A 26,808-nucleotide genomic window follows, 5' to 3' on the forward strand; every position below is an offset into this window, starting at 1 on the left:
TTTGCACCCCCGCAAATCCGTTCACAAGCGTGCGAACAAAATACACTCAACGGCCGTTAACCTGCAGGTCATCCACTTTTCACAGAACCTCGAGCGGCAGCGACGTCGGATGCACGGGTGACGGGAGATCCGAATGCCCGGTAAGGAATTCGTCAACGGCGCGAGCCGTCGCCCTACCCTCGGCGATCGCCCACACCACCAGTGACGCACCGCGATGCGCGTCACCACACACGAACACCCCGGGAGCGCTGGTCTGCCAGTCCGGGCCACACGCCAGCACACCGCGGGGCGTCAATCCGAGGCCGAGCCCCTCGAGCAACTCCTCGTGTTCGACCCCCTCGAAACCGATCGCGAGAAGCGCCAGATCGCAAGGCAATTCCACCTCCTCGCCGATCGGTGCGATGTGCCGACGCCCCTGATCGTCACGCGTGACCCGCACCTCGGCCAGCACCATGGACCGGACGTGGCCGGACTCGTCACCCAGGAAGCGTTGCACCGCAACCTCGTAACGCCGCTCACCACCCTCCGCATGAGCGGGCGAGGTGCGCAGCACCATGGGCCACGACGGCCACGGGGACCGTTCCTCGTCCCGCACGACCGGCGCCTCCGGGTGGTAGTCCAGCTGGGTCACCGACAGCGCCCCCTGCCGGTGCACGGTGCCGAGGCAGTCCGCACCGGTGTCGCCGCCGCCGATGATCACCACGTGCTTGCCGTGCGCGGTGACGGGACTCACCCCGTCCCCCTCGCATTCGCGGTTCGCGAGCACCAGATGCTCCATCGCCAGGTGAATGCCTTCGAGGCCCCGCCCCTCGACGGTGGTGTTGTCCCGGGCGCGCAGCGCACCGACGCCGAGTACGACGGCGTCGAACCGCTCCCGCAACTGCTCGGCCGTCAGATCCACTCCCACCTCGCAATCGGTGACGAATTTCGTTCCCTCGTCGCGCATCTGGGTGATCCTCCGGTCGATCACCCCCTTGTCCAGCTTGAAGGCGGGAATGCCGTAGCGGAGCAGTCCGCCGAGACGGTCGTCTCGTTCGAAGACGGTGACGTCGTGTCCCGCCCGGGTCAGCTGCTGAGCCGCGGCCAAGCCGGCCGGTCCGGAACCCACCACGGCCACCGCCCGGCCGCTGCTGACCGTCGCGGGCTGGGGGGTGACCGCTCGGGACTCCCACGCCGCGTCGGCGATGGCCTGCTCGATCCGTTTGATGGTCACGCTGCCGCCGGTGTCGTTCTCCGCGATCGACAACACGCATGCGGCCTCGCACGGCGCCGGACAGATCCGCCCCGTAACCTCCGGGAAGTTGTTGGTCGCGTGCAGGCGGTCCGCCGCCGCGGACCAGCGCCCGCGCCGCACCAGGTCGTTCCACTCGGGGATCAGGTTCCCCAGCGGGCAGCCCGCGGTTCCCGAGTGACAGAACGGGATGCCGCAGTCCATGCACCTCGTCGCCTGGTCGGCGATCTCGCGCGCCCGGTCCGCGGCGGACTGGGCGGCGCCCACCTCCTGCCAGTCCCGAACCCGTTCGGCGACGGGGCGTTTCGGAGCCTCCTGCTTGCGCACGTTCAGGAAGCCGTGCGGATCAGCCACGTGCCGCCTCCATGATCGCAGTGTCGACGTCGCGTCCCTCGGCGCGGGCGAGACGGCTCGCCTCGAGCACCCGCCGGTAGTCGACGGGCAGGATCTTGGTGAACAGGCTGCTGCGCCGCGGCCAGTCGGCAAGCACCGAGGCCGCGACGGGCGAACCGGTGCGGTCGCGGTGCACGGTGACGGCGCCACGCAACCAGTCCAGATCGTCCGGATCGAGCGGTTCGAGGGTGACCATCGCCGTGTTCACCCGCGTCCGGTCCAGGTCGAGCACGTAGGCGATGCCGCCGGACATGCCCGCCGCCAGGTTCCGTCCGGTCGGCCCGAGGATCACCACCCGCCCGCCCGTCATGTACTCGCAGGCGTGGTCGCCGACACCCTCGACGACCGCGGTGGCGCCCGAATTGCGGACCGAGAACCGCTCCCCCACCTGGCCCCGCAGGTACGCCTCCCCGGACGTCGCCCCGTACAGGATGGTGTTCCCGGCGACCACCTGCTCCTCGGCCTCGAACAGCGCGTCGGCGGCGGGCCGGATCACGATCCGGCCGCCGGAGAGCCCCTTGCCGACGTAGTCGTTGGCGTCACCGATCATCTCGAGGGTGATCCCCGGCGGCAGGAACGCGCCGAGCGACTGCCCCGCCGATCCGGTCAGCTCCACGACGATGGTGTCGTCGGGCAGGCCGGCGGCGCCGAAGCGGCGGGTCACCTCCGCGCCGAGGAGGGTGCCGACCGTGCGGTTGACGTTGCGCACCGGCAGTTGCAGCCGCACCGGGTGGGCGTCCTCGAGCGCGCCCTCCGCGAGCTGGATCAGGCTGCGGTCCAGAGCGTGTGCGAGTCCGTGGTCCTGGTCGCGGACCCGCCGCCGCTGCGACAGAGGGGCACCGTCGGGGCCGGTGGGGATCCGGAAGATCGGCGACAAGTCGAGACCGCGGTTCTTCCAGTGCGCCACACCCACCGCCGTCTCGAGCAGGTCCGCCCGGCCGATCGCCTCGTCGAGACTGTGCAGGCCGAGCCGGGCCAGGTGCTCGCGGACCTCCTCGGCGACGAACCGGAAGTACTCCTCCACGAATTCCGGTTTGCCGGTGTACCTGGCCCGCAACACCGGGTTCTGGGTGGCGACCCCGACCGGGCAGGTGTCGAGATGACAGACGCGCATCATGATGCACCCGGCGACAACGAGCGGCGCGGTGGAGAAGCCGTACTCCTCGCCGCCGAGCAGCGCCGCGACCATCACGTCCCGGCCGGTGCGCATGCCACCGTCGCACTGCACGGTGATCCGGTCGCGAAGTCCGTTGAGCACCAGGGTCTGCTGGGCGTCGGCGAGGCCGATCTCCCACGGCGCACCGGCGTGCTTGAGCGAGGTCAGCGGCGACGCCCCGGTGCCGCCGTCGTTGCCGGAGATCAGCACGACGTCGGCGTGCGCCTTGGACACCCCCGCGGCGACGGTGCCGACCCCCACGGAGCTGACGAGCTTGACGTGGACGCGGGCGTTCTCGTTGGCGTTCTTCAGGTCGTGGATCAGCTGCGCGAGGTCCTCGATGGAGTAGATGTCGTGGTGCGGCGGCGGGGAGATCAACCCGACGCCGGGCGTCGAGTGCCGGGTGGTCGCGATCCACGGATACACCTTGAACGCCGGGAGCTGTCCACCCTCGCCGGGCTTGGCGCCCTGCGCCATCTTGATCTGGATGTCGCTGGCACCGATCAGGTAGTCGCTGGTGACCCCGAATCGGCCGCTGGCGACTTGCTTGACGGCGCTGCGCCGGACGGGGTCGTGCAGCCGGTCCGCAGTCTCGCCGCCCTCCCCTGTGTTCGACCGTCCACCAAGATGGTTCATCGCGACGGCCATGGTCTCGTGGGCCTCCGCGGAGATGGAGCCGTAGCTCATAGCGCCGGTGTTGAACCGGGTGACGATGGCCTCGACCGGCTCGACCTCCTCCAGCGGGACCGGTGGGGCGGCGCCCTCCCGGAATCGGAACAGCCCGCGCAGGGTGCCGCCGCGTTCGGCGAGGGCGTTGACCTCCTCGCTGTAGCGGGTGAACACGTCGCGGCGGCCGGTCCGGGTGGCGTGCTGGAGCAGGAACACGGTCTCCGGGGTGAACAGGTGCAGTTCCCCCTCGCGACGGAACTGGTATTCGCCGCCGACGTCGAGGCGGCGGTGCGCGCGATCGGTCGGGTTGTCCGGATACGCCTGCCGGTGCCGGTCCGCCACCTCGTCGGCCAGCACGTCGATACCCACCCCACCCAGGGTTGACGTGGTGCCGCGGAAGTACTCGCGCACGAGATCCCGGTTCAGGCCGATGGCCTCGAAAACCTGCGCGGCCGTGTAGGACCCGACGGTGGAGATGCCCATCTTCGACATCACCTTGAGCACGCCCTTGCCGAGCGCGTGCAGGTAGTTGCGGACCGCGACCGCCGGTTCGAGGCCGGTCAGCTCGCCCTCGCTGACGAGGTCCTCGATCGTCTCCATCGCCAGGTACGGATTGACCGCCGCCGCCCCGAACCCGATCAGCAGTGCCACGTGGTGCACCTCGCGGGCGTCTCCGGTCTCCACCACCAGGGCGACCTTCGTCCGTTCCTTGGTGCGGATGAGGTGGTGGTGCACCGCGGACACCGCCAGCAGCGACGGGATCGGCGCCCGCGTGTGGTCGGAGTCGCGGTCGGAGATCACCAGGGTGCGGTAGCCGGCGGCGATGGCCGCGCTCGCCCGGGCACGCAGGTCCTCGATCGCCGCCGCCATGGCCTCGCCGCCGCCGTCGACGTCGTACAGCGCGTGCAGCACGGTCGTGGCCAGCCCGGGGTGGTCGCCGTCGTCGTCGATGTGGATGATCTTGCTCAGCGCGTGGTTGTCGAGCACCGGCCACGACAACACGATCTGTCGGCACGACGCGGCGGTCGGGTGCAGCAGGTTCTGCTCAGGGCCCATCACCCGGGTCAGCGAGGTGACCACCTCCTCCCTGATCGCGTCCAACGGCGGATTCGTGACCTGCGCGAACAGTTCGACGAAGTAGTCGTAGAGCAGCCGCGGACGCTGCGACATCACCGCGACGGGAGTGTCCGTGCCCATCGACCCGAGGGTTTCGCCGCCGCTCGCCGCCATCGGAGTGAGCAGGATCCGCAGGTCCTCCTCGGTGTAGCCGAACGCGACCTGCCTGCGCACCACCGACTCGTGCGGGTGAACGATGGGCGGCCGCGGCGGCAGCTCGTCGAGACCGAGTAGCCCCGAGTACAGCCACTCCGCGTAGGGCTGCTCGGTGGCCAGGGACAGCTTGATCTCGGCGTCCGGCACGATCCGTCCCTCGGCGGTGTCGACAAGGAACATCCGGCCGGGTTCGAGTCGACCCTTGGCCAGCACTCGCGACTGCTCGATGTCGAGCACCCCCGACTCGCTGGCCAGGACGACCCGACCGTCCGCCGTCTGCCACCAGCGTCCCGGACGCAGCCCGTTGCGGTCCAGGACGGCGCCGACGCGGACGCCGTCGGTGAACGTCACGCACGCCGGACCGTCCCACGGTTCCATCAGCGACGCGTGATAGCGGTAGAAGTCCCGGCGGGCGGGCGGCATCGCGAGGTCGTTCTCCCACGCCTCCGGGATCATCATCATCACGGCATGTTCGACGCTGCGACCGCCGAGGTGCAGCAGCTCGAGCACCTCGTCGAAGGAGGCGGAGTCCGAGGCGTCGGGCGTGCAGATCGGGAACAGCCGGCCGAGGTCGCCGGGGATCAGGTCGGAGGCGAGCATCGCCTCCCGTGAGCGCATCCGGTTCCGGTTGCCACGCACGGTGTTGATCTCGCCGTTGTGGGCCACGTACCGGAACGGGTGCGCGAGCGGCCACGACGGGAAGGTGTTCGTGGAGAAGCGGCTGTGGACGAGCGCGATGGCGCTGCGGCACCGCTCGTCCCGCAGGTCCGGGAAGAACGCGGGCAGCTGGGTGGTGGTGAGCATGCCCTTGTAGACGATGGTCCGGGCGGACAGCGACGGGAAGTACACGCCCTCGCTGACGTCCGCGGGGACCTGCTCGGCCCGTTTGCGCAGCGGGTACACCAGGCGGTCCAGGTCGAGCCCGGCCGGGCGCCGGCCGTCCGGTCCGGCGGGGGCGGCGACGAACAACTGACTCATGTACGGCATGCAGGCACGGGCAGCGGCACCGACGTCGGCGCCGTCCGGGTCGACGGGCACCTCCCGCCACCCGAGAACCTCGAGGTGTTCCTCGGCGGCGATCTCCTCCACCCGGGCGACGGCCGCTCGGCGCGCGGCCGGATCCTGCGGCAGGTAACAGATCCCGGTGGCGAAACAGGTACCACCGTCTCGATCCGGGTCCGGGAGATCGACGCCCGCGACCGCGCTGATCAGCTCGACGGGCAACTGCAGCAGGATCCCTGCGCCGTCGCCACTGTTCGGTTCCGACCCGGCCGCGCCGCGGTGTTCGAGGTTCGCCAGGGCGAGGAGTCCGTCGGTGACGATGTCGTGCGTGCGGCGGCCGTGGATGTCCGCGACCATCGCGACACCACAGGAGTCGGATTCGCTCGCCGGGTCGTAGAGGCCCTGCGGCTCGGGTATCTGGGAGAACAGCACCTGACACCTCCACGCGGTGGTCAGCGCATGGGCACGGGGCACATGAGCCGGAGGCATCCGGTGTGGCGCACAGGTGTGGGAGCTGCCGAGCGTCACACTCGGGTGCGCCCAGTTTAACAGCGCAGACGCCGAGGTCCAGGGGCTGTTCGGGAGTCGAAATCAGCTCGGTGCCTCCGTTCATGGGGGCCTCGGCGGGCGCGGGATTCGAGTAGCCGACTACGCGCGTGGTTCGACGGTCGGGGGAATACGTTGGCCTCATCCGGGGACCGATCCGGTCCGGACACGGCCCGGGCCGAGTCATCGAGGTGCGAAATGCGGTACCCACGATCGACCTCCCGTGCAGGGGCTGCGCTGATCGTCGTCGCGCTCGCGGGGAGCCTCCTCCTCGGCGGGTGCCGCGAGGAATCCGACGAGCAGTCGACCACGCCACCCGTCGGCTCACCTGCGGTGGCAACCCGTACGGGTTCCGTCGACGCAACCGACATCGGTGACGTACTGAAGTCCACGGCTCCTCCGCCCGAGAAGTCCTCGGCACCAGGCCACATCGGGCCCCCCGCCACAATCGGGCCCCCGGCGCCCGCACCTGTCCTTCCTTCAGACGAAGAGACGTCGGAACCGCCGGACGAGGGAACGCCACCGCCTGACCGCGACACGCCATGACGACTGACTCGACCCGCCCGCACGACGACCACATTCGCCCGGAATCCGGTGGAACACTCCGTCGGGATCCGGCCACGCCATCCACGTTCGCCGTCCTCGGCGCCATCACGTCACAGGCGGCGTTGATCACGGGGCTGCTGTACTACTTCGGCTGGACGGTCAAGCACGCCTACTACGACTACTTCGGTATCGACGTCCGCACGCTCGGCTACTCGACATCCGACTACCTGCTCAGCAGCATCAGAGCCACGTTCTCGCCGGCGCTCTTCTTCCTTGTCTCCCTGCTGGTGTTGCTCGGCGTCCACCGACTCGTGGTACTCCCCGCCCTCACCACGCAGTCGCAGCCGGACTCGCCGCCATCGGATTCGACGCAACAGGTCCGGGAGGGCCGTATGCTCGCCCGCGCCCTGACGATCGCCCTCGTGGCCGGTGTCGGATCGATCGCTTTCGTGTTGGCGGCCTATGTCTTCCGCACATGGTTCGGCTGGCTGCCGCAGATCTGTCTCCCGATCGTGCTGATCGGCGGAGTCGTCCTGCTCGCCTACATCGCGGTGCTGCGCACGACCTACGACGCTCCCCTGTCCGTACGGACTGCCCCCGCCCACACCGTTCGATATCCCTGGGTGCTTCCGCTCGCCCTGATCGGGGTCGGGTTCCTTGCCGCGTTCTGGGCGGTCGGCCTGTACGGCGACGCACACGGCCAACAGGAGGCCGCGGCGAAGGCCGGCAACCTGGGCGTTCTGACGTCCGTCGTGGTCTTCAGCAAGGACAACCTGTTGCTCGACGGTGGGGGCTCACAACACCTGACGGTGACCAACGGCGACTATGGCCATCTGTACACGGGTCTGCTGCTGCTCGCCCAAACCTCGGACAGGTACTTCCTGGTCCCCAACAACTGGAAGCAGGGCGTGGACCGCGTCTTCGTCGTTCGCGACAACGAGTCGATCCGCGTCGACCTCGCGTCATAGCCACCGGCACCGCCCGTCGCGGGCGGCGCCCGATCGTCCGGCCCGCGACCGTCGCAATGTCAGTTCCGGAGCTTGCGGCCCTGACCGTCGCGAACGTTGCCGGCCAGGATCATGATCCCGTCGATGAACGTCCACAGCCAGAACCCGATGACGAACGGGATGCCGATCAGCACCAGCGACATGAACAACGCGACGAACATGCCGAGCAGCTGGATCAGCCCGATCGCGGTGCTGCCGATGTAGAGGCGGCCGACTCCGCAGATCGACAGGAACGGCAGCAGCATCTGCAGCAGCCCGGCCGCCACCTTCGACTTGTCCGACAGCGGTTCCCCGGTCACCGGGTCGCGGCCGAAAGGTGCTGCGGCGTCGGCCGCCATGTACCCGTATCCGGGGACGGCGGCGAACTGCTGGGTGGTGGCCGGCGACGCGAAGCCGGGCGGCGGGTATCCCGGTCCGCTGCCGGGCGCGCCGAACACCGGGCCGGGCGCCGCCGGGTGTCCGGTGTTCGGGAACTCGGCGGAGGGGGCACCACCGGGGTACTCGCCCGGCGGGTTCGGGGTGTCCGGGGTCGGGTATCCGGCGGTGAGTTCGTCGGCGGTGGGGTGGAACGGGAGTCCCGCCTCGATCCGCTTCTGCCAGTCGTCGGTCGGTCCGGTCACGTGTCGTCCCCCTGTTTGGTGGCGTCACCATCCCCTGGCGACGCTTCGGCCTTCCCAGCGTCAACGGTTGCGGCCCCGCCCGGAGTTCCCGCGGCCTGCGGGTCGTCGGCGTGCTCGGCCACGTACTCCTCGCGCGCCTTCCCGATCCGCAGTTCCGCCGGGGTCTCCCGGCCCTTCCTGGCGAGCAGGAAGTACGCCACGGCGCAGGCGAACACGATCGCCGAGGTGAACGAGTTGATGCGGATGCCCGCGATGTGGGTGGCGTGGTCGTCGCGCATCAACTCCACGAAGAAGCGGCCCAGGCTGTAGCCGGCGACGTACAGCGCGAACAGGCGGCCGTGCCCGATCCGGAACCGGCGGTCCACCCAGACGAGCAGGATCACGATCAGCACGTTCCAGATCAGTTCGTACAGGAACGTCGGGTGCACGACCTTCTCGACGACGCCGTTGGAGGTGCCGGTGAGCGCGTCGAGGCGGCCGGCGGAGTTCACCCGCTCGTAGATCTCCAGGCCCCACGGCACCGTGGTCTCCCGGCCGTAGAGTTCCTGATTGAACCAGTTGCCGAGCCGGCCGATGGCCTGCGCCAACAGGATTCCGGGGGCGATCGCGTCACCGAGCGCGGCCACGGACACGCCGCGCTGGCGGCAGCCGATCCAGGCGCCGACCGCGCCGAGCGCGACGGCGCCCCAGATCCCGAGGCCGCCCTGCCAGATCTTCAGGGCGTCACCGGGATTGCCGCCCTCGCCGAAGTAGGTGGTCCAGTCGGTGAGGACGTGGTAGAGCCGACCACCGATCAGGCCGAACGGCACCGCCCAGATCGCGACGTCGAGAACGGTGCCCTTCTCGCCGCCCCGCGCCACCCAGCGGCGGTCGCCCCAGACCACCGCGACGACGATGCCGACGATGATGAAGAAGGCGTAGGCGCGCAGCGGCACGGGGCCGATGTTCCACACGCCCTGCGGGGGGCTCGGGATGTAGGCGAGAACGTCGGTCACGACGCCACGGTAGCCGAACGGACGCCCGCGGCGAGTTCGGTGGTGAGCGCCAGCAGCGCGTCCGGGCCCTCGGCGGTGGCGGTGACGAGCGCGGACCCGACGATGACGGCGTCCGCGTACGCGGCGATCTCCGCGGCCTGCGCGCCGGACCGCACGCCGAGTCCGACACCGACCGGGATGTCGGAGTGCTCACGCACCCGCGCGACCAGCTCCGGCGCGCGGTTGTCGACGTTGTCGCGGGCACCGGTGACGCCCATCGTCGACGTCGCGTACACGAAGCCCCGGCAGTGATCGAGGGTCATCGCGAGCCGCTCGTTGGTCGACGACGGTGCCACGAGGAAGATGCGGCCCAGGCCGTACTTGTCGGACGCGGCGATCCAGTCGGCGGCCTCGTCGGGGATCAGGTCGGGGGTGATGATGCCGAGCCCACCCGCGGCGGCGAGGTCGCGGGCGAAGTTCTCGACCCCGTACTTGAGCACGAGGTTCCAGTACGTCATGACGACGGCGGCGCCGCCCGCATCGGTGACGGCCTTGACGGCCGGGAACACGTCGCGGACGCGCACACCGGCGGCAAGCGCTGCGTTGGCGGCGTTCTGGATCGTGGTGCCGTCCATGACGGGATCGCTGTAGGGGATGCCGACCTCGACGAGATCGCAGCCGCCCTCGACGAGCGTGGTGACGGCCTCGATGGACTTCTCGACGGTCGGAAAGCCGACCGGCAGGTAGCCGACCAGCGCGGCGCGCTTCTCGGCGCGGCAGGTCGTGAAGATCTCGGTGAGGCGTTCGTGCGGGGCGCTCACTGCGCGGCTCCTTCGGTGTCGGTGCTGTCGGCGGGCAGGTACCCGAACCACTTGCCTGCGGTGTCGACGTCCTTGTCGCCGCGGCCCGAGATGTTCACCACGACGATCGCCCCCTCACCGAGTTCCCGGCCGAGCTCGAGCGCGCCCGCGACGGCGTGCGCGGACTCGATCGCCGGGATGATGCCCTCGGTGCGGCACAGCAGCCGGAACGCTTCCATCGCCTCGGTGTCGGTGGCCGACCGGTACTCGGCGCGGCCGGTGTCGGCGAGCCACGAATGTTCCGGTCCGACACCGGGATAGTCCAGGCCGGCGGAGATCGAGTGCGATTCGATGGTCTGCCCGTCCTCGTCCTGCAGCAGGTACGAGTACGCGCCGTGCAGCGCGCCGTGGGTGCCACCGCCGATGGTCGCGGCGTGCCGCCCGGTCTCGACGCCGTCGCCGCCCGCTTCGATGCCGACCAGCTTCACCGACGGGTCGTCGATGAACGGATGGAAGATGCCGATGGCGTTGGACCCGCCACCGACGCACGCGACCACGGCGTCGGGCAGTCGACCGGTCAGCGCCTGCACCTGTGCACGCGCCTCGAGGCCGATGATGCGCTGGAAGTCGCGGACCATCGCCGGGAACGGGTGCGGCCCGGCGGCGGTACCGAAGCAGTAATACGTGGTGTCGGCGTTGGTGACCCAGTCGCGCATCGCTTCGTTGATGGCGTCCTTGAGCGTGCGTGAGCCCGTCACGGCGGCGACGACCTCGGCGCCGAGCAGACGCATGCGCGCCACGTTCAGGGCCTGCCGCACGGTGTCGACCTCACCCATGTACACGAGGCATTCGAGGCCGAAGAGGGCGCACGCGGTCGCGGTGGCGACGCCGTGCTGGCCCGCGCCGGTCTCGGCGATGATGCGCGTCTTGCCCATGCGCTTGGCGAGGAGGACCTGCCCCAGCACGTTGTTGATCTTGTGGGAGCCGGTGTGGTTCAGGTCCTCGCGCTTGAGGAGCAGTCGCGCCCCGCCCGCGTGCTCGCTGAGCCGGGTCGCCTCGTAGACCGGCGAGGGGCGCCCCGTGTAGTCGCGCTGGAGACGGTCGAGTTCGGCCAGGAAACCCGGGTCGTTGCGTTCCTTCTCGTAGGCGGCGGTCACCTCTTCGATGACGGCCATCAGTGCCTCGGGAAGGTAGCGGCCGCCGAAGACCCCGAAGTGTCCGCCGGCATCTGGTTCGTGCGCGGTGGGGACCGCCACGGCGTCGCTCATGAGGGGCAGGCCACGGCCCTTGGCGGAAAGTACGGGATCGTCTGCAGTCACCTGTTCAGTCTGCCCTAGACGCCGCGACGCCATTCCGCCCGGGTCGGGTGGTCAGCGCGACGGCTTAGGGCACGACGGGTGCGTGCCCGCCGCGACCAGATCCTTGACCGCGGTGCGCGGATCGCCGCTGGTGACCAGGCCCTCTCCGACCAGCACCGCGTCGGCGCCGGCACCGGCGTAGGCGAGCAGATCGGCGGTGCCGCGGACACCGGACTCGGCGATCTTGACGACGTTGCTGGGCAGCCCCGGCGCGATGCGGCCGAAGGTGTCGCGATCGACCTCGAGGGTCTTGAGGTTGCGGGCGTTGATGCCGATGACGCTCGCGCCGGCCTCGAGTGCGCGATCCGCCTCCTCCTCGGTGTGCACCTCGACGAGCGCGGTCATACCGAGCGATTCGGTGCGGTCGAGCAGCGACGCGAGGGTGTTCTGGTCGAGAGCGGCGACGATCAGCAGGATCACGTCCGCGCCGTGCGCGCGGGCCTCGTGGATCTGGTACGGCCCGACGATGAAGTCCTTGCGCAGGATCGGGATGCGCACCGCCTTGCGGACGGCGTCGAGGTCCGCGAGGGAGCCCTTGAACCGGCGCTCCTCGGTGAGGACGCTGATCACCCGGGCGCCTCCGTCCTCGTAGGCGCGGGCGAGTGCGGCGGGGTCCGTGATGGTGGACAGCGCACCCTTGGACGGGCTGGCGCGCTTCACCTCGGCGATGACACCGATGCCGTCGGCGCGCAGAGCGGCGGCCGCGTCGAGCGCGGGCGTGGCCGCCGCGGCGGCGGCCTTGACGGCGGCCAGGTCGAGGACGGACTCACGGGCGGCGACGTCGGCGCGCACCCCGTCGAGAATCGAATCGAGAACAGTCATCGCGTCCCGAGTCCTTTCTGGGCTGTCGCCGATTGTGAGGAAGGTCATCCGTTCGGCCAAGCCTAGAGGCCGCCGTTCTCTTGACTACGGGCGGGTGTCCGTGCCATCGGTCGTGCCCGGTCGGCCGGGGTCGCCGGGCTCGTCGTCGGTGGGATCGTCGCCCGCGTCGAGAGCGTCCCACAGCACCCGCTGACTCGGCGGTTCCTTCGACTCGTGCCGTTTCGAAGCCTCTTCACGCCGGGCCGCCGGGGCCGCGTACTTCGACGACAGGCCGGTGCTGACCGAGGCCTTGCGCAGCAGAGCGACCGCCGCGGCCAGTGCCAGCACACCGCCGATCACCACCAGCACGGCCGGCGTCGTGGACACCTCGGTGGCGGTCACCTCGGCACGATCGGGCAGTTCCGCGAGCCGGCCCGCACGATCCGGATCCACGTCGGTGGTCAGCAACTGCACCGCGGGCACGATCGCCGCGACCGCGACGAGGGCGACCATGAGCGCCACCACCCGCAGCGCCCAGCCGCGCACCGCGAACGATGCCGCGATCGCCGCGAGCAGCGCCAGCGCGAGCGGCGTGGTCGCGGCCGCCCAGGTGCCGCCGATGAGGTCGGTCGTCCGGGCCTCGCCGAGCCCGTCGAACGAGTCGACCCGCACCCACGTCATCCGCGACGACGCCCACAGGCACAGCGCGGCCACGGCGAGCAGCAGCACCGGCAGGACCGCGAGGGGGACCGAACGGCGGGTGGGGGCGCTGGTGTCGGCGTCACTCATCGTGGCCACCCAGGGCACGCAGGGTGCCCGCGGCGGCGATCGCGCTCAGCGCCGACATCGCCTTGTTGCGGGCCTCGGTGTCCTCGTAGACCGGATCGGAGTCGGCGACCACGCCGGCGCCGGCCTGTACGTACGCCGTGCCGTCCTTGACCAGTGCGGAGCGGATCGCGATGGCGGTGTCGGCGTCGCCGGCGAAGTCGAGGTAGCCGACGATGCCGCCGTAGATGCCACGGCGGGTCGGTTCGAGTTCGTCGATCAGTTCCATCGCCCGCACCTTCGGCGCCCCGGACAGGGTGCCCGCCGGGAAGCAGGCGGTGACCGCGTCGAGGGCGTGTTTGCCGTCGGCGAGGCGACCGGTGACGGTCGACACGAGGTGCATGACGTGGCTGTAGCGCTCGACGTGCCGGTAGTCGTGCACCTTCACCGTGCCCGGCTCGCACACGCGGCCGAGGTCGTTGCGGCCGAGGTCGACGAGCATCAGGTGTTCGGAGTTCTCCTTCTCGTCGGCGATCAGGTCCTTCTCGAGAAGGAGGTCCTCTTCCTCGGTGGCGCCGCGCCACCGGGTGCCCGCGATCGGGTGGGTGGTGGCGGTGCCCTCCTTGACGGTGACCAGCGACTCGGGGCTGGAGCCGACGATGGTGAACCCGGTGCCGCCGCTGCCGTCGGGGATGTTGACGAGGTACATGTACGGGCTCGGGTTGGACGCACGGAGCATCCGGTAGATGTCCGCGGGCGCGGCGTCGGTGTCCATCTCGAAGCGCTGCGAGAGCACGACCTGGAACGCCTCACCGGCCTCGATCTCGGAGATCAGCCGGCGCACGCCGGCCCCGAACTCCTCGGTGGTGCGCTGGCGCCGGAACTCCGGGACGACCTTGGTGAAGGTGGAGACGGTCGAGGGTGCGGGCGCGGTGAGGGCGCGGGTCATCGCGTCCAGGCGGGCGACCGCGTCGTCGTAGGCCTCGTCGACGCGTTCGTCGCTGCCGTCCCAGTTGACTGCGTTCGCGATCAGGGTGATCGCACCCTCGTGGTGGTCGACGGCGGCGAGGTCGGTGGCCAGCAGCATCACCATCTCGGGGATCTGCAGGTCGTCGACGGCGTGGCTGGGCAGCCGTTCCAGGCGGCGCACGATGTCGTAGCCCATGAAGCCGACCATGCCGCCGGTCAGCGGGGGCAGGTCGGGGAGGCGTTCGCTGCGCAGCAGTTCGAGGGTCTGGCCGAGGGCGACGATCGGGTCGCCGCCGGACGGCGCACCGGCCGGCACGTTGCCGTACCAGGCGGCTTCACCGTCGACGACCGTCAACGCCGCCGGACTGCCGGCACCGATGAACGACCAGCGCGACCAGGAGCGACCGTTCTCGGCGGACTCGAGAAGGAAGGTTCCGGGCCGGTCGGCCGCCAGCTTGCGGTAGGCGGAGAGCGGAGTTTCGGCGTCCGCCAACACCTTTCGCGTGACCGGGACGACCCGATGCTCGGCCGCCAGGGCGCGGAACTGCGCGCGGGTGGTGGTGGCTGCGGCCGTGTCGGCGGCAGCGGGTGCAGGGGTGACGGTGATCGACTCGCCGGGCATGGTCCCCATCATCCCAGGAGCGGAGCCTGCGGAGTGAGCAGGGTGTGCAGGAGCGGAGCCTGCGGAGTGAGCAGGGTGTGCAGGAGCGGAGCCTGCGGAGCGACCGGGGTGGAGTGTCTCCCCCACTGCGGTCCGGGGCGGTAGCCTCGCGCGCATGCAGACCGGAGAGCAGGCCCCCGACTTCGCGTTGCCCGATCAGTCCGGCACGGTCCGGAAACTGAGCGACCTGGTCGCCGACGGACCGCTGGTGTTGTTCTTCTATCCGGCCGCGAACACCCCGGTGTGTACGGCGGAGGCGTGTCACTTCCGCGATCTGGCCGCCGAGTTCGCGGCGGTCGGGGCGTCGCGGGCGGGTATTTCGACGGACGCGGTCGAGAAGCAGGCGTCGTTCGCGTCGGCGAAGTCGTTCGACTACCCGCTGCTGTCGGATGTCGGCGGTGTGGTTGCCGAGCAGTTCGGTGTTCGGCGCGGATTGCTGGCGAAGCTGTCCCCCGTCAAGCGGACCACCTTCGTCATCGACACCGATCGGACGGTGCTGAAGGTGATCGCCAGCGAGCTGCGCGCCAACACGCACGCCGACGAGGCGCTGGACTTCCTCCGCGCCAGACGCTGACGCGCCCGTGCACGTTCTCGGCAGCCGGGGCCACCGGAAACGCGCACGGGCGGCGGAGCCGCCTACGCCAGCTGCAGGGACCGTTTGGACAGGCCCATCCAGAAACCGTCGATGACCTGCTCGGGCGTCTGCTCGGGGTCGGAGGAGGCTCCGAGCGCAACGAACAGCGGCGCGAAGTGCTCGATCGTCGGGTGGGCATACGGCATGCCGGGCGCCTGGGAACGGAAGTCGACGAGGTTGTCGACGTCGCCGCCGGCGAACCGCTCACGCGCCCACGCGTCGAACTCGGCGGACCAGCCGGGTGCGGCGGCGTCGGGCGTCCAGTCCCGCAGGAAGGGCAGGCCGTGGGTGGTGAACCCGGATCCGACGATCAGGACGCCCTGCTCGCGCAGCGGACGCAGCCGCTCCCCCAGGTGCAGCAGCCGTTCCGGGTCGAGGGTCGGCATCGAGATCTGCAGGACCGGAATGTCGGCGCCGGGGTACATGACGGTGAGCGGGACGTAGGCACCGTGATCGAGGCCGCGGTCGGGCTGGTGGTACACGGGTTCGTTGTCGGGCATCAGTGCGGCGACCTGCCGGGCGAGGTCGGGCGCCCCGGGTGAGGCGTATTGCACGCGGTAGTACTTCGGGTCGAAGCCCCCGAAGTCGTAGACGAGCGGCGTCCCGGTGGTGACGGAGCCGATGGTGAGCGGCGCCGACTCCCAGTGCGCGGACACCATCAGGATCGCTTTCGGCCGGGGCAGATCGCGTGCCCACCGTTCGAGTTGCGAGACCCACAGTGCGTCGTCGACGAGCGGCGGTGCACCATGGCTCAGGTACAGCGCCGGCATGGCCAGGTCGGTCATTACCACTCCTTGATGTTGAAGCTTCAACTATCATAGGAGTCAACGCGCGCACATCACAACTATTCCGAGGGGGCGGCAATGACCGAGGCACACGAGGGCGAGCCGAAGTCGCAGCAGCCGACGCGCTGGCTCAGCGACGAGCAGCAGCGCGCCTGGCGCGAACTCGTCGCGCTGACCACCCGACTGCCCGCCGCCCTCGACACCCAGCTGCAGCGCGACGCCAAGCTCACCCACTTCGAGTACTTCGTCCTCGCCGTCCTCTCCGAGGCCCCGCAGCAGCGGCTGCAGCTCAGCGCGCTCGCCGCCGACGCCAACGCCTCACTGTCGCGGCTGTCGCACGTGGTGACGAAGATGGAGAAGGCCGGCTGGGTGCGCCGCAAGGCGATCGTCGGCGGCCGCGGATCCCTCGCCGTGCTCACCCCGGCCGGACACGCGAAGGTCGTCGAGTCCGCGCCGGGTCACGTCGAGACGGTGCAGGCCCTCGTGTTCGACGGACTCGACGACGAGCAGGTCCGCGAGCTGATCTCGCTCGGCAAGGCAATGGTCACCCAGCTCGATCGCGCCATCGCCGAGGGCACCGGCAAGGCCTGACCCGGGGCCGAACGGTGCCGTGACGCCTGGCGGTGGCCGGCCTTCAGCCGGCGCCGAGGTCCTCGCGTGCCTGGTCCAAGAAGGACGTCAGGATGTCGCCGCTGGCCGCGATCAGCCGGTCGATCTCGGCGATCAGGGGCGGTCCGTCGCGCAGCAAGCCGTCGGGGTCCCGCTCACCCTCCCCCTGCAGATTGCGGCTCGCGAACGGATTCAGATGGTCGCCGAAGAACGGGGTGTACGAATCGGCGAATTTGCCGACAGTCCCTTCCAGGCCATCGTTACCGACGAGGAGGACCTTGCTGACCGCGGTCCACGTTGCCAATCCCCGAGCGCTGAGACCTTGGACGATGCCGCGGACAACCTCGCGGTCGGGCGGATTCCTGGTCAACGCCCCCTTCAGCGCGCCAAGCCCGCCGTTGAGATCCATCAAGGCACTGACGAATTCGGCGTAGGCCTCCTGCCGGTTCTCGCGGACATCCTGCGCGACTGCGAGCCTCTCGTTGCGATCCAATTGGTTGCCGCTCACGTACAGCGCGGACCCGGCCGACACCGCGCTGGACACGATCGCGGCGCACAGCGCGGCGATCAGGGCGTATCGACCACTACGGGTGGCAACCCGCACGTCGCGCTCCAGACCCGACTTCGACGCCTGCGCCTCGGCCGCGGGCGCCTGTTGCTGTTCGAGCGGGACGGAATCCGGCCCCGGCTGCCTGTCGCTGTCCATCGCTCACACCTCGCTCGCCCTTGAAGGACACAATCGAGGTTCCCAGCGGTGATCGCCGAGCCACAGCGTAGTGAACTACCCGAATCGAGCAGGTGCACGCGGACTCCAGCGGTCAGACCAGGGTGACGCCTCCGACGCCCCAGTTCTCCCCCGGCACCTCGGTGATGGTGACCCACACCTTGGCGGGATCCTTCCCGGAGGCCTCCGCGTAGGCGGAGGTCACGGCGGCGACGACCGCACGCTTCTGTTCGGCGGTGAGCCCGGGAGTCTGACTGATCTGAATCAACGGCATGACAGCAATCTGCCACAGCAGCGAACCGACCCGCACGAGCCGGTCACGGCGGTGAACTTTGCCCTCTTGATTTGCATCGGAGTGCTTATCGATGCTCTCGATCGGCGCCCGTTCAGGCCGTCGTCGCCCGGTCATCGGCACTGCGTCCTCGATCGAACAGCAACAGCGGTTTGCCCCCGTGTGCGGGGGCTTCGGCCAGATCGACGGCTTCGCTGAACCTTTCGACGGGAATCGGCTGGCCCTCGGGCACCCGCAGCGCGCCGCTGTCGACCAACCGAAGCGTCCGGTCGATCACTGCGGTCATCCGATCCTTCGAGGTCTCGGCGAACCAGCGGAGCAGCCAGAATCCCCGAACGATCTTGGTTTCGTAGATCAGCGAGCGCGCGAAGACGGGGATGGTGAGTTTGTCGGGATCGGTTTGGCGGTGCGTGGACAGTGCACCGAAGACGACCAGCTCACCGTGTGGTGCCAGTGCACGCGACACGTCCGCCCCCACCTGACCGCTGACACAGTCGATCGCCTTGGACACGCCGTCACGACCGGTTATGTCGGCCACGCGTTCGCGCAGGTCCTCATCCTCCGTGCAGATCACCGCGGTGCCGCCCAACGCGAGGATGTCCTCGACAGCGGAACGCCGGCGAACCACGTTGAGGGTCTGGAACCCGACGTGCGTGCCGAGCTGAATGACCGACTGGCCGACGGTTGATCCGGCCGCCGTCTGCAAGAGCCATTCACCCGGTCGAACATCGAGCTCATCACCGGTCAAGATCACGGCGGTGAGCGGATTGCTGAGAATCTGGGCGGCCGTGGAATCGCTCATGCCGGCGGGAACAGGCAATACGCGTTCGGCATCGACAACGACGTACTCCTGCCACGTTCCCCTGACTCCGACCGTGATGACGCGTCGCCCGACGGTCAAACCTTCTGTGCCGCTACCGACTTCGTCGATCACCCCAACGGATTCGATTCCGGGCACGGTGGGGAACTCCGGGGTGAATCCGTATCTGCCGCGGACGGTGTGCAGATCGCTGGCATGAACCGGCACAGCCGCCACCCGGATCCGGACCTGGCCGGGGCCGGGCTCCGGAATGGGGCGAGTCTGCAGGTGCAGAACCTCGGACGGTTCGCCTACCATGGCGGCGACAACAGACTTCATGGTTCTCATCTTCCTGACGCTCCTTCGATCGGATCCGGCCCCACAGTGGTTCGGCGTGCATGACACCGGCTGCGTCCTGCAACGGCGAAATTCGAGCGACGGCTCGATTCACGCTCCTTGCCGCAACGAACAAGGCACACAGGACAGTTCGTCGTCGTGCCGCGCCACGATCGCAGGATCACCCACCACAGATACGGGCGGCGTGAGCCCGGTAGGCACAACCCCCTGCGCCAACCGGGCTGTCGAGGCCACCGGCTCCGGACTCGGTGCCGCCGACCTCTCGTGAGCGTGTGCAGCCGGAGTGGGGGTTGCTGTACACGCGTCGCTCACATCGCTCCCCGCGAATTCCGGCCGGTCGCGGTCAGAGGGTCTTGATCAGGCCACCGTCGATCACGAAGTCGGCGCCGGTGATATTTGCCGCCCGACCAGAAGCCAGAAACACGACGAGATCGGCGACCTCCTGGGGGCTCGTGAAGCGGCCCGTCTCGGTGATCGCGGCCGTCTGGTCGATGACGACCTGCGCTGCGACCCCACTCGCCCTGGACACGGTGGCAGCGACACCCTCCGCACCGGTCCACAACGCGGTCGTCACCGGACCCGGACTGACCGTGTTCACCCGGATACCTTGAGAGGCAACCTCTTTCGATAGCGATTTGGAGAAGTTGGTCAACGCCGCCTTTGCGGCGCAGTAGTCGATGATCGCCGGGTCGGGAAGAAAGGCATTCACCGAGCTGACGGTCACGATGCTCCCACCACGCGCGGTCATCAACGGCAGAGCCGCGCGGGTGGTGCGGACCGCCGACAGGAACGTCAATGTCAGGGACGCGAGCCAGTCATCGTCCGTGACGCTGACGAACCCGTTCGGACGTGGTGTCACCGCGCCGGCGTTGTCGACCAGCACGTCGATACCGCCTCGGGCGCTCGCCGCCTCGATGAGGTTCCGTGGCCCATCCGAGGTGGCCAGGTCCACCGGGACGAAAGTGACGTCGCCTGCGGATTCGAGGGCGGCGATCTCCTCGGTGCGGGTGCGTGCTCCCGCGATCACGTGCGCACCTTCACGGACGAGCGATTCGGTGATCGCGAGGCCGATGCCCTTGCTCGCGCCGGTGACGACGGCAGCCGTGCCGTTCAGCTGCAGGTCCATGGGTTCGTCCTCCTCGGGTCAGCTGCCCGCCGCGGCCGCGGTGATGACGTCGGCTACGGCGACGGGCTGGGAGACGAGCACGGCGTGTGAGGCGGCGATCTCGGTGGTGTGGGCGCCGATACGGCTCGACATGAACCGCTGTGCCGACGGCGGGATGATGTTGTCGCCGGTCGGGATCAGAGCCCAGCTCGGGGTGTTCGACCAGGAGGTCGGTCCGGACGGCTCGAGGTTGGCCCACAGGGCGATCGAGCGCTGATGGGCCAGCATGATGGCGGCCGTCGCATCGCTGACGTCCGGGGCGAACACCCGGTGGAAGGCGTCGGCGGCGATGTATCCGTCGATGTTCTTGCCTCCGATTGCGTGCGCGTCGTCGACGACCTTGACCTGCAGTACGGGAGGGAGAAGCTGACTGCCGGGGAATCGGATCGGGTCCAGCGCGAGCTGGACGGGCTCGCCCTGTGCCGGCGCGAAGGCGGCGACATAGACGAGGGCCTTCACGTTCGGGTTGTGGGTGTTGGTGATGACCGCGCCGCCGTAGGAGTGGCCGACGAGCACCACGGGCCCGGCGATCCCGGCGAGGGTTTTCTCGATCGCGGCCGCGTCGTAGGCGGGTCCGCGTAGAGGATTTTCGGGGACGACGACGGTGTAGCCGCGGCCGCGCAACTCGGCGGCGACCGGGTCCCAGCTGGTGGTGTCGGCGAAGGCGCCGTGCACCAACACGACCGTCGGCAATGGTCGGGCGGCGGCCGGGGTGACCAAGGCCGCGACCAGGGCGGCGACGAGTGCGAGGGTGGCGAGTGCGGCTCGGGCGAATCGAACAATGCTCATGGCGTGCTCCTTCGCTGTTGCGAGGGGATGTGTTTGAGTCGCTTCCGTTCTGGATGCAGGCAGGCGAGGCGATCAACGAAACGGTGGCCGAGGGTTCAGATCGTCGTCATGACAGCGGTGGTCGGGTTGTGGTGCTTGCAGGCTGCCACCCACACGATCGGGTCACTGACGGGTCAACCACTCCGACAACCGCGTCTGCGCGAGGCGCGCGCCTGCGCTGGGCAGCAGCTCGCGGTCCGGCGACGCCCCGAAATACTGCGCCTGCGGATCGGTGATCACCTCGCGCGGGTCGTGCCGTGCGGCCAGCACCGTGCCGATCCACTGATCGAGGCCGAACACCTCCGGCCCCGCGACCTCGACGTCGCCGTTCAGCGGGGGGTCCGCGGCGGTCTTGCTGACGGCAGCGGCCACATCGTCAGCGGCCATCGGCTGCACCGCCGCGCCCGACAGCCGCACCGTGCCGTCGACGGTGGCGGAATCGGCAATCCTCCCGGCAAACTCGAAGAACTGCGTGGCGTGCACAAGCGAGTACGGCAGGCCCGAACCCTTGATCAGCGCCTCCTGCGCCACCTTCGCCCGCATGTACCCGGACTCCGGCAGCTGCTCGGTACCCACCACCGACAATGCCACGTAGTGCCCGACTCCCGCATCACGGGCGGCATCGAGCAGGTTCGTGGTGGACGTCCGGAAGAACTCCATCACGTCGTCGTCCGCGAACGACGGCGAATTGGAGACATCGATCAGAACGTTCGCATCCTGAAGCACTTCCTTCACTCCCTCACCGGTGAGGGTGTTCACGCCCGTGCTGGGCGCGGCAGGTACCGCTTCGTGGCCGTCTTCACCCAGACGAGCGACGACCTTCGATCCGATCAGGCCGGTGCCGCCGATGACGACGATCTTCATGCTCATTCCTTCCGTTCGAATGTTGCATCACGTCAACGAGATTCCCGCCATTGAGGACACGACGGGGTGACACACCACTGCCCCGAACACCTGGCTACGTCAAGTGCGGGCGGGACGGGAAGACTGCGTTACGCGGGTGCGCCGTCGTCTTGTGGAGGAGTGCCGGCAATCAGTTCCGACGACTCGGCGGTCCGCGTCTCCGGGCCGGCCTGGGGCGTGGGCCCGGTATCCGGCGTCGTTGAAAAGTGCGCCCCGGATTCCCCAGCTGCTGGTGTGCATCCCACAACCCGTGGATGCACGCCACGGGGATCGGTGCTGGTTCCGTCATGGGCAGCTCCTCGGATGCCCTCCCCCAGCACATGATCTTACGTCCGCATGGGATGTGTGCAGGGCAAACCGGCAGACCGGCGAACCGTGACCGCACCCCCGCACGTGGCCGGACCAGGGATCACCACTGGTGTGAGGCCAAGGCTGCGGCACGAGTCTGGATCTCGACAGCAACTCCCCACCCGACCAGGAGCACACCATGTCCACGATCCACTTCCACGAGACGACCACCGCGACGATCGAGCAGTTCGTCGCCGCGCTCACCGACTTCGGGCCCGACCGCTCGACGCTGTTCGGCAACAGCGCCGACGAGTACCTCGAGGTGCACGAGCAAGGTCGCGACCATGCCGATGTCACCGAGGGATCCGGTGGAGTCTGGGAGCGCCTGTCCTACGACTGGTCCGACCCGAACCACATCGTTCTCAAGAGCGTGTCCGCCTTCTACCGCAACTTCCAGGCAGTGACCGCGATGAGCCCCATCCAGTTCCAGAAGCAGATCCGGCTCCAGGAGGCTCGGCTGCTGCTCGCCACCCACCCGGGCGACGTCACCGGAGTCGGTCGCCGCGTCGGCTACGACAACCCATCGCAGTTCAGCCGCGAGTACCGCCGCCAGTTCGGCGCACCTCCGAGTCGGGATGCGGCCCGCCTGCGCGACACCGGCCCCACCCCGGCAGGCGTCCTGACCTGACCGGGAGCGGTGGGAGGATCGTGCAAGAAGAGGCGACGATAGTTCTACTGTTTTCGCAGGTCAAACCGATTCAATGGGAAATGTCAGCAGTTCCGCAGGAGCAGGAAGATGTCTTCTGATCCTCGGATCCCACCCACATCGCAAGGACCGCAACATGAAGACAGTTCTGATCACCGGCGCCTCATCCGGCTACGGGCGGGAGACCTCCCACCACTTCCACTCGCAGGGGTGGAACGTCATCGCCACGATGCGCACACCGCGTGCGGGTGTCCTGCCCGAGTCGGATCGGCTCCACCTCGTCGAGCTCGACGTGACCAAGCCCGAGACCATCAGCGCCGCATTCGAGGCTGCGGGGCCCATCGACGTCCTGGTGAACAACGCGGGTGTTCCGTCGATCGGCGTGTTCGAGGGGACTCCCATGGCCCGTGTGCGGGAAGTCTTCGAGACCAACACTTTCGGCGTGATGGCGACGACGCAGGCGGTGCTGCCGCAGTTCCGCGAGCGCGGCTCCGGAGTGGTGGTCAACGTAACCTCGAGTGTGGTGCTCGGTCACATGCCGCTCTCGGCCGTCTACGAGGCGAGCAAGATGGCCATCGAGGGGTTCACCGCATCCCTGGCGCACGAGCTCACACCCTTCGGTGTTCAAGCGAAGACGGTCGAGCCTGGCGCCTGCCTCACAACCAACTTCGCAGCCCGGGCGACGGACAGCTGGTCGGTGGACGATCTGGTTCCGGCGCCGTACGCGCCGTGGGCGAAGAGTGTCATGGACGAATTCACGAGCCAAGACCTGTACACCGAGGAGAGCGACGTCGCCGACGCGGTGTGGCGAGCCGCGCACGACACGACCGGGCAGCTGCGATTCCCGGCCAGCGCCGACGCGGTGTGGCTCGCCCAGGCAAAGTGAGCGGAATCGGCAAGGCAGCACCGCGCTGGCACCACGAGTTGACACTCCATACTGCACCTCATCGCGCCTGAGTCTAAGGCCTCCGCCGGCGAGGGTATCCAAAGGATGAGCAGCCCACCGAGCCCCGCCGCTGCTCAGTCGCGAGGCGATCTGAATCCCGCGACCGTCTCGTCTGCCTGTCGGTTATCCCTGGCCGGCTGAGTACCCGGCTCCGTTCGTGCGACTACCGGGGGCGACTGCCGCTCTGAGGATTCATGAGCAGCAGCTTGGGTTCAAGACGAGACGCAGAGCGTCGAGCGAGTCGGCGCGGGCGCGATGAAACACGTTCATGCCACGGCGGCCGGAGGCGATCATGCCCGCCTTTCGGAGTTGGCCGAGGTGGTGACTGACGGTGGATTCGGCGACGTCGACGCCGGTCGCGAGATCCGTAGTGCAAACTTCGCCGTCGATGGCGGTGAGCAGGATCGACATGAGCCTGATGCGGACCGGGTCGGCCAGCGCCTTGAGCCGGAGCGCGACCTCGAGCGCTGCGTCGTCGGTCATCGGTCCGGCCGAGACCGGGGCGCAGCAGATGGGCGCCGAGACATCGATAACAGGCAGCGTCTTGGGCATGGACTAACCCTACCGACCATATTGACTTATGTCGAAAAGGTGAGATCCTGAAGTGGTCGCTAATTCGATATATGTCACATACGTGGAGGATGTCATGTCACGTGCCCAGCTCGCACTCAACGTCGACGACCTGCAGGAGGCCGTCACGTTCTACTCGAAACTGTTCGGTACCGAGCCGGCGAAGCTCAAGCCCGGCTACGCGAACTTCGCGATCGCCGAACCACCGCTGAAGCTGGTCCTGCTCGAGAACCCCGGCCAGGGCGGCACCATCAACCACCTCGGCGTCGAAGTCGAATCGTCGGAGAAGGTGCACTCCGAGATCGCCCGCCTGACCGGCGAGGGCCTGTTCACCGACGAGGAGATCGGTACCACCTGTTGCTTCGCCACCCAGGACAAGGTGTGGGTCACCGGCCCGGCCGGTGAGAGGTGGGAGGTCTACACCGTCCTCGTCGACTCGGAAACCTTCGGCTCGAGCCCGCAGCACCTCGACGGCCCGCAGAGCTCCGAGGGCGGTGTGTGCTGCGGAACCGCGGCCACGGGCGAGAAGGCGACCGCCGACACGTCCTGCTGCTGACCACCCGGGATACGAGTTCGGCCGCCCGTGGGCGGCCGAACTCGTCTTCACGGCCGCCCGTGGGCAGCGAGGGTGCTCACTCGCCGGCGATGTCGTCGTGGACACCGTGAGCAAGTGACCTCAGCGCCTCGACCCCCACTGGTTCGGTGGCAAGCATCGGCACCACCGCGCATCGTGCGGCGTGGTCGGCGGCGATGGTGGCCAGTTCGGTGGCCTCCGCCGCGGCGCGACGCCGCAACAGCGGCGAGGACGGTGCCGCGGCGGCGAGGGAGTTGTTGACCACCCACGCCCACGGGTGGATGCCAGCGCGTTCGAGGTCTTCCTGCAGACCTGCGGCTTCGAGGCGCGGTGTGGTTTCGGCGAGGGTGACCAGGACGACCTTGGTCTCGTCGGGGTTCTGCAGCCGCATCAACGGGGTGGTGAAGTGGGCGTGCTCGCCCATCTGCCGGGCGATCTCGCGGTGGTAGGAACCGGTGGCGTCGAGCAGCAGCAGGGTGTGCCCGGTGGGGGCGGTGTCGACGACGACGAATCGGCGTCGGGATTCGTGAATGACCCGCGAGAACGCCTGGAATACGGCGACTTCCTCGGTGCACGGCGATTTCAGGTCCTCGGACAGCGCGGCGCGGCCCTGCTCGTCGAGCGCCGCGCCCTTGGATTTGAGGACGCGGGCGCGGTACTGCTCGGTGGCCTCGGCCGGGTCGATGCGCGAGACCTCGAGGCCTGCGACGGCCCCAGCGAGGGTGTGGGCCAGGTGCGCCGCGGGGTCGGTGGTGGTCAAGTGCACCTGGTGGCCACGTTCGGCCAGCGCGACCGCCACAGCTGCGGCGAGGGTGGTCTTCCCGACGCCGCCCTTGCCCATGAACATGATCAGCCCGTGATCGTCGGCGGCGATCTCGTCAACGAGATCCGACAGCGACGCCGCATCGGCAACCGCGCCCAACCCGGCGACGGTGGTAGCCGGTTCGCCGTCGACCGTGGTGGTCGCGGTGAACAGCGAGTCGAGGGCATCGATGCCGACCATGTTGGTGGGTTTGAGTTCGACTTCGTCGACGGGCAGCGCGGCCAGGTTCGCCGGCAGCGCATCCAGGAGGGCGTGTTCGCGGCGGTGGATCGCCGTGTCGAGGGCGTCGCGCCCGTCCGGTTCCGGGAGCAGTCCGTTGACGACGACGTACTGGTGGGACAGTCCGATGTCGGCGAGTTCGGTCTGGGTGCGGGCGATTTCCGCGATCGGTGCCCGCTGCGCCCGTGTCACCAGCACCAGGCGGGTGCGGTCGGGGTCGGCGAGGGCGCCGACGGCGTCGGCGTAGATGCTGCGCTGCTTGTCGAGACCGGCGAGCGGGCCGAGGCACGAGGCGTCGCCCCTACCGTCGTCGAGGAACTCGGTCCACGATCCGGGGAGCTGGAGCAGCCGGATGGTGTGGCCGGTCGGTGCCGTGTCGAACAGGACGTGGTCGAACCCGTCGGTGACGCCGTCGGTGTCGGTGAGCAGGGCGGTGAACTCGTTGAACGAGGCGATCTCGGTGGTGCACGACCCCGAGAGCTGTTCGGCGATCGAGGCGATCTCGGCGTCGGGCAGCAGCCCGCGCACCGGCCCGACTATCCGTTCCCGGTAGGCGTCGGCGGCCTGCTGCGGGTCGATCTCGAGCGCGGACAGACCCGCCACCGCCGGCACCGCGGTGATGGTGTTGCCGATGCTCAGCCCGAACACCTGCCCGACGTTCGACGCCGGATCGGTGGACACGAGCAGCACCTTGCGGCCGGCGCGGGCGAGGGCGATCGCCGACGCGCACGCGATGGAGGTCTTCCCGACCCCGCCCTTACCGGTGAAGAACAGGAATCGGGGCGGGTTGTCGAGAAACTTCATGACAGAGTCCTT

24 protein-coding genes are annotated in these 26,808 nt (G+C 69.0%); 6 read left to right on the forward strand and 18 right to left on the reverse strand.

Annotated features, from left to right (window positions below; all coding sequences use genetic code 11):
* Nucleotides 1-79: 79 nt before the first annotated feature.
* Nucleotides 80-1,585 carry a glutamate synthase subunit beta gene (locus tag ACWEPG_RS18470; protein ID WP_450135130.1) on the reverse strand — a complete coding sequence of 502 codons (1,506 nt, stop codon included), beginning with the start codon at nucleotides 1,583-1,585 and terminating at the stop codon, nucleotides 80-82.
* Complete coding sequence (gene gltB / locus ACWEPG_RS18475) at nucleotides 1,578-6,155, reverse strand: glutamate synthase large subunit (RefSeq protein WP_452594957.1); 4,578 nt, start codon at nucleotides 6,153-6,155, stop codon at nucleotides 1,578-1,580. Before gltB ends, ACWEPG_RS18470 begins: the two co-directional genes overlap by 8 nt.
* A gap of 656 nt (nucleotides 6,156-6,811) precedes the next feature.
* Between gltB and ACWEPG_RS18480 the strand changes: the two genes are divergently transcribed.
* The gene (locus tag ACWEPG_RS18480; RefSeq protein WP_452594958.1) at nucleotides 6,812-7,783 is read left to right on the forward strand and encodes a hypothetical protein; all 972 of its coding nucleotides are present in this window, start codon (nucleotides 6,812-6,814) and stop codon (nucleotides 7,781-7,783) included.
* 59 nt (nucleotides 7,784-7,842) lie between these two features.
* Here ACWEPG_RS18480 and ACWEPG_RS18485 read toward each other — a convergent pair whose 3' ends face one another.
* From ACWEPG_RS18485 to ACWEPG_RS18515, 7 genes are all read right to left on the reverse strand, one after another.
* Nucleotides 7,843-8,442: a TM2 domain-containing protein gene (locus ACWEPG_RS18485; protein WP_450135127.1), complete on the reverse strand. Its 600-nt coding sequence runs from the start codon at nucleotides 8,440-8,442 to the stop codon at nucleotides 7,843-7,845.
* On the reverse strand, nucleotides 8,439-9,437 hold the full coding sequence (gene lgt / locus ACWEPG_RS18490) for a prolipoprotein diacylglyceryl transferase (protein WP_450135126.1): 999 nt from the start codon (nucleotides 9,435-9,437) through the stop codon (nucleotides 8,439-8,441). Before lgt ends, ACWEPG_RS18485 begins: the two co-directional genes overlap by 4 nt.
* Nucleotides 9,434-10,237 (reverse strand): tryptophan synthase subunit alpha, encoded by an 804-nt coding sequence (gene trpA, locus ACWEPG_RS18495; RefSeq protein WP_450115516.1) that lies wholly within the window; start codon nucleotides 10,235-10,237, stop codon nucleotides 9,434-9,436. The genes lgt and trpA overlap by 4 nt, the downstream gene beginning before the upstream one ends.
* The gene (trpB, locus tag ACWEPG_RS18500) at nucleotides 10,234-11,484 is read right to left on the reverse strand and encodes a tryptophan synthase subunit beta (RefSeq protein WP_450115552.1); all 1,251 of its coding nucleotides are present in this window, start codon (nucleotides 11,482-11,484) and stop codon (nucleotides 10,234-10,236) included. The genes trpA and trpB overlap by 4 nt, the downstream gene beginning before the upstream one ends.
* 102 nt (nucleotides 11,485-11,586) lie before the next feature.
* Entirely contained in the window at nucleotides 11,587-12,396 is an 810-nt protein-coding gene (gene trpC, locus ACWEPG_RS18505) for an indole-3-glycerol phosphate synthase TrpC (RefSeq protein WP_450135124.1), read from the reverse strand.
* 84 nt (nucleotides 12,397-12,480) lie between these two features.
* Entirely contained in the window at nucleotides 12,481-13,164 is a 684-nt protein-coding gene (locus ACWEPG_RS18510) for a TIGR02234 family membrane protein (protein WP_450115518.1), read from the reverse strand.
* Nucleotides 13,157-14,731, reverse strand: a complete 1,575-nt coding sequence (locus ACWEPG_RS18515) for an anthranilate synthase component I (protein ID WP_452595052.1) — start codon at nucleotides 14,729-14,731, stop codon at nucleotides 13,157-13,159. The genes ACWEPG_RS18510 and ACWEPG_RS18515 overlap by 8 nt, the downstream gene beginning before the upstream one ends.
* Nucleotides 14,732-14,885: 154 nt before the next feature.
* Between ACWEPG_RS18515 and ACWEPG_RS18520 the strand changes: the two genes are divergently transcribed.
* Nucleotides 14,886-15,344, forward strand: a complete 459-nt coding sequence (locus ACWEPG_RS18520) for a peroxiredoxin (protein ID WP_452594959.1) — start codon at nucleotides 14,886-14,888, stop codon at nucleotides 15,342-15,344.
* A 62-nt stretch (nucleotides 15,345-15,406) separates the two neighbouring features.
* Here the strand turns inward: ACWEPG_RS18520 and ACWEPG_RS18525 are convergent, their stop codons facing one another.
* A complete protein-coding gene (locus tag ACWEPG_RS18525; RefSeq protein ID WP_452594960.1) occupies nucleotides 15,407-16,189 on the reverse strand; it encodes a dioxygenase family protein in 783 nt (260 codons plus the stop codon).
* Between the two features lie 78 nt (nucleotides 16,190-16,267).
* Between ACWEPG_RS18525 and ACWEPG_RS18530 the strand changes: the two genes are divergently transcribed.
* Nucleotides 16,268-16,780: a MarR family winged helix-turn-helix transcriptional regulator gene (locus ACWEPG_RS18530; RefSeq protein WP_450115521.1), complete on the forward strand. Its 513-nt coding sequence runs from the start codon at nucleotides 16,268-16,270 to the stop codon at nucleotides 16,778-16,780.
* A gap of 43 nt (nucleotides 16,781-16,823) precedes the next feature.
* On the opposite strand, the gene ACWEPG_RS18535 is transcribed toward ACWEPG_RS18530, so the two are convergent.
* The 6 genes from ACWEPG_RS18535 to ACWEPG_RS18560 all read right to left on the reverse strand — a co-directional run bounded on the left by ACWEPG_RS18535 (nucleotide 16,824) and on the right by ACWEPG_RS18560 (nucleotide 21,827).
* Nucleotides 16,824-17,504: a hypothetical protein gene (locus ACWEPG_RS18535; protein ID WP_450115522.1), complete on the reverse strand. Its 681-nt coding sequence runs from the start codon at nucleotides 17,502-17,504 to the stop codon at nucleotides 16,824-16,826.
* A gap of 112 nt (nucleotides 17,505-17,616) precedes the next feature.
* Nucleotides 17,617-17,796, reverse strand: a complete 180-nt coding sequence (locus ACWEPG_RS18540; RefSeq protein ID WP_452594961.1) for a tautomerase family protein — start codon at nucleotides 17,794-17,796, stop codon at nucleotides 17,617-17,619.
* A gap of 112 nt (nucleotides 17,797-17,908) precedes the next feature.
* Nucleotides 17,909-18,961: a zinc-dependent alcohol dehydrogenase family protein gene (locus tag ACWEPG_RS18545; protein ID WP_452594962.1), complete on the reverse strand. Its 1,053-nt coding sequence runs from the start codon at nucleotides 18,959-18,961 to the stop codon at nucleotides 17,909-17,911.
* A 352-nt stretch (nucleotides 18,962-19,313) separates the two neighbouring features.
* Nucleotides 19,314-20,096, reverse strand: coding sequence for an oxidoreductase (locus tag ACWEPG_RS18550; protein WP_452594963.1), 783 nt, complete (start codon nucleotides 20,094-20,096; stop codon nucleotides 19,314-19,316).
* 18 nt (nucleotides 20,097-20,114) lie between these two features.
* Nucleotides 20,115-20,924, reverse strand: coding sequence for an alpha/beta fold hydrolase (locus tag ACWEPG_RS18555; protein ID WP_452594964.1), 810 nt, complete (start codon nucleotides 20,922-20,924; stop codon nucleotides 20,115-20,117).
* A 162-nt stretch (nucleotides 20,925-21,086) separates the two neighbouring features.
* On the reverse strand, nucleotides 21,087-21,827 hold the full coding sequence (locus ACWEPG_RS18560) for an SDR family oxidoreductase (protein ID WP_450115527.1): 741 nt from the start codon (nucleotides 21,825-21,827) through the stop codon (nucleotides 21,087-21,089).
* Between the two features lie 526 nt (nucleotides 21,828-22,353).
* On the opposite strand from ACWEPG_RS18560, the gene ACWEPG_RS18565 reads away from it, so the two are divergent.
* Both ACWEPG_RS18565 and ACWEPG_RS18570 read left to right on the forward strand, forming a co-directional pair.
* A complete protein-coding gene (locus ACWEPG_RS18565; protein WP_450115528.1) occupies nucleotides 22,354-22,842 on the forward strand; it encodes a helix-turn-helix transcriptional regulator in 489 nt (162 codons plus the stop codon).
* A 154-nt stretch (nucleotides 22,843-22,996) separates the two neighbouring features.
* Complete coding sequence (locus ACWEPG_RS18570) at nucleotides 22,997-23,746, forward strand: SDR family oxidoreductase (protein ID WP_452594965.1); 750 nt, start codon at nucleotides 22,997-22,999, stop codon at nucleotides 23,744-23,746.
* Nucleotides 23,747-23,998: 252 nt separating this feature from the next.
* Here the strand turns inward: ACWEPG_RS18570 and ACWEPG_RS18575 are convergent, their stop codons facing one another.
* A complete protein-coding gene (locus ACWEPG_RS18575; RefSeq protein ID WP_450115530.1) occupies nucleotides 23,999-24,358 on the reverse strand; it encodes an Rv2640c family ArsR-like transcriptional regulator in 360 nt (119 codons plus the stop codon).
* Between the two features lie 94 nt (nucleotides 24,359-24,452).
* Between ACWEPG_RS18575 and ACWEPG_RS18580 the strand changes: the two genes are divergently transcribed.
* Entirely contained in the window at nucleotides 24,453-24,932 is a 480-nt protein-coding gene (locus ACWEPG_RS18580; RefSeq protein WP_450115531.1) for an ArsI/CadI family heavy metal resistance metalloenzyme, read from the forward strand.
* 76 nt (nucleotides 24,933-25,008) lie between these two features.
* On the opposite strand, the gene arsA is transcribed toward ACWEPG_RS18580, so the two are convergent.
* The gene (arsA, locus tag ACWEPG_RS18585) at nucleotides 25,009-26,796 is read right to left on the reverse strand and encodes an arsenical pump-driving ATPase (protein WP_450115532.1); all 1,788 of its coding nucleotides are present in this window, start codon (nucleotides 26,794-26,796) and stop codon (nucleotides 25,009-25,011) included.
* Between the last annotated feature and the right edge of the window lie 12 nt (nucleotides 26,797-26,808).

Source organism: Rhodococcus sp. NPDC004095 (genome assembly GCF_053604015.1).